Source organism: Allobosea sp. (assembly GCF_036675845.1).
GTDB lineage: Bacteria > Pseudomonadota > Alphaproteobacteria > Rhizobiales > Beijerinckiaceae > Allobosea.
On record NZ_JAKFED010000050.1, the window covers coordinates 1 to 2,714 of the forward strand.

3 protein-coding genes are annotated in these 2,714 nt (G+C 67.0%); 1 reads left to right on the forward strand and 2 read right to left on the reverse strand.

The features are described 5' to 3' along the window. The coding region (locus tag V6M56_RS05045; RefSeq protein ID WP_332681808.1) for a Bug family tripartite tricarboxylate transporter substrate binding protein at positions 1–421 on the reverse strand (421 nt) is incomplete at its 3' end. 46 nt (positions 422–467) lie between these two features. Further along, entirely contained in the window at positions 468–1,847 is a 1,380-nt protein-coding gene (pcaB, locus tag V6M56_RS05050; protein ID WP_332681811.1) for a 3-carboxy-cis,cis-muconate cycloisomerase, read from the reverse strand. Positions 1,848–1,979: 132 nt separating this feature from the next. On the opposite strand from pcaB, the gene V6M56_RS05055 reads away from it, so the two are divergent. Next, on the forward strand, positions 1,980–2,711 hold the full coding sequence (locus V6M56_RS05055; protein ID WP_332681809.1) for a GntR family transcriptional regulator: 732 nt from the start codon (positions 1,980–1,982) through the stop codon (positions 2,709–2,711). Positions 2,712–2,714: the final 3 nt, after the last annotated feature.

The following is a 2,714-nucleotide window of genomic DNA, read 5'->3' on the forward strand; positions in this document are numbered from 1 at the left end:
GGTCGGCTGCCGTCTTGTAGGGCGACGCCTCGGGCACCAGCAGCACCAGGGGTGTGTCGGGGAAGCGGAACACCGCCTCGAAGTCCTTCACCGGGTCGTAGGTCAGCTTCTTGTACAGCGACGGAGCGGCGCCCATGTAGCCCATGTGGCCGACCAGGAAGGTGTAGCCGTCGGGCTCCGACCGGGCGGCCTTGCCGGCGCCGATGGTGCCTCCCGCGCCGCCGGCGTTCTCGATGATGATCTGCTGGCCGATCTGCTTGCTGAGCTTGTCGGCGATGTCGCGCGCCATGGCATCGGTCGGCCCGCCCGCCGCGAAGGGCACGATCCAGGTGAGTGTCTTGGCCGGCCATGCCTGAGCCTGCGCGAGTTGGGCCGCGCCGAGCAGCGCCAGGGCGGCGCAAAGTAGCTTGATGATCTTCATGAAAGTCTCCTGCAATGGATGTGTGAGGACTGGAGGGACAAAGCGGTCAACGCGACGATGCGGCGGAGATCGCCAGGGCGCGATCGACCATCTGCGGCGCGAGGCCGAGGTAGTTGGCGGGGTCGGTGAGCTGCTCGATCGCGGCGCGGTCGAAGTGGCGCGTGACGGCCGGCAGGGCCGTCAGCGCATCGGCCAGCGAGCCGCCTCGTTCGTTCACGGTGCGGCAGGCGTCGTAAACGATGTCGTGGGCCTGCTGGCGCCCGACGGCGGGCGCCAGGCCCATCATCACCGCCTCGGCCACGATCAGGCCGCGGGTGATGCCGAGGTTGTGGCGCATGCGGTCGGCATCGACGATCAGCCCGCCGAGAGCGAACCTGGCCTGGTGCAGCGCGCCGGCCGAGAAGATGAAGCTCTCGGGCAGCGCGATCCACTCGGCATGCCACGGGCCGGTGGCGCGCTCGAAGTCCTGGACCATCGCGTCGACCATCAGCCCGGCGTGCTGGCGCACGGCCTTCGCGGCGGCGAGCATGAGTTCGCTGGAAATCGGGTTGCGCTTCTGCGGCATCGTGCTGCTCGCGCCGCGCCCCTTGACGAAGGGCTCGTACACCTCGGCGAACTCGGTCGAGGCCATGATCATGATGTCCATGGCGATCTTGCCGAGCGAGCCGGTGATCAGCGCCAGCAGGTTCACGGCCTCGGCAAACCCGTCGCGCGCGACATGCCAGGTGGTCGCGGGAACGCCGAGCTTCAGCTCCTCGGCCAGCGCCTGCTGGACATCGAAGCCCTTCGTGCCGAGTGATGCAAGCGTGCCCGCGGCGCCGGCGAACTGAACGACCAGGACGCGCTTGCGCAGTTCGGCCAGGCGCTCCTGATGGCGATCGAACATCGCCAGCCAGATCGCGGCCTTGTAGCCGAAGGTCACCGGCAGGGCCTGCTGCAGGTGCGTGCGGCCGGCCATCGGCGTGTCGCGATGCTTGCGCGCGAGGTCGGCGAGGATGCGTCGCAGCTCGGTGAGGTCGGCATCGACGACATCGAGCGCGTCGCGGACCTGCAGCACGTTGGCCGTGTCCATGATGTCCTGCGTGGTGGCGCCCCAGTGCACCCAGCGTCCGGCCTCGCCGCACATCTCGACCATCTGGTGGACCAGCGGCAGGATCGGGTAGCCGACGATGTCGGTCTCGCTGCGCATGTTGTCGAGATCGACGCGCTCCAGGCGCGACTCGCGGGCGATCACGTCTGCGGCATCGGCGGGGATCACGCCGCAGCGCGCTTCGGCGCGGGCGAGGGCGACCTCGACCTCGATGTAGCGGGCGATCAGCGAGCGGTCCGAGAAGATCTCGCGCATGCGCGGTGTGCCGAAGGCATCGCGAAACAGAATCGAGTCGACGACGGTGCTGGCACCGGGGAGTGAGGCAGTGATGGGCATCTGAGGGGCAACGATATGTTGATTAAAAACGAATATATATGTATGTTCGAACAATTGAACTTTAGTATGTTCGAACATAAACGGTATGCGGGAAAACCCGCAACCTGCCGTGAACCTGCGATGGGAGAACGAATGACCAAGGCCAGACACATGGATGTGGCCCGCGACCTCGCCGAATGCATCGCCTCGGGCCGGTTCCCGCTGGGCTCGCTGCTGCCGACCGAATTCGCGCTGTGCGACCGGTACGGCGCCAGCCGCTACACGGTGCGCAGGGCGCTCGAGGAACTGCAGGAGCTCGGCCTGATCTCGCGGCGCAAGAACGTCGGCACGCGGGTCGAGGCGGCCCGGCCCGCCGGCGGGTTCACCCAATCCATCGCCACGGTGGACGAACTGGCGCAATTCGGCGCAACGCACGTGCGCATCGTCCGCGGCATCGACGAGGTGGTTGCGGATCTCGCGCTCGCCAAGGAACTCGGCTGCCCCGGCGGAACCCGCTGGCTGCGCATCTCGAGCCTGCGCATGGACGGCGGCAAGAAGAGCCGGCCGATCGGCTGGACCGACGTTTACATCGATGCCTCGTATGCGGACATCGGCGCGCTGGTGCGCGCATCGCCCGAAACGCTGATCAGCTCATTGATCGAAACGCGCTACGGCCGGCGCATTGCACGCATCCGGCAGGATGTTCAGGCGCTCAGCATCCCGAAGGCCCTGAGCGAAGCATTGCGCGCCGAGGTGGGGTCGCCTGCCCTGAAGATCACCCGCCGCTACCTCGATTCGGCCGACGAGGCGTTCGAGATCTCGGTGTCGATTCATCCGGCCGACCGGTTCACGTTCTCGATGCAGATGGATCGCTCGAGAGAGTGAAAG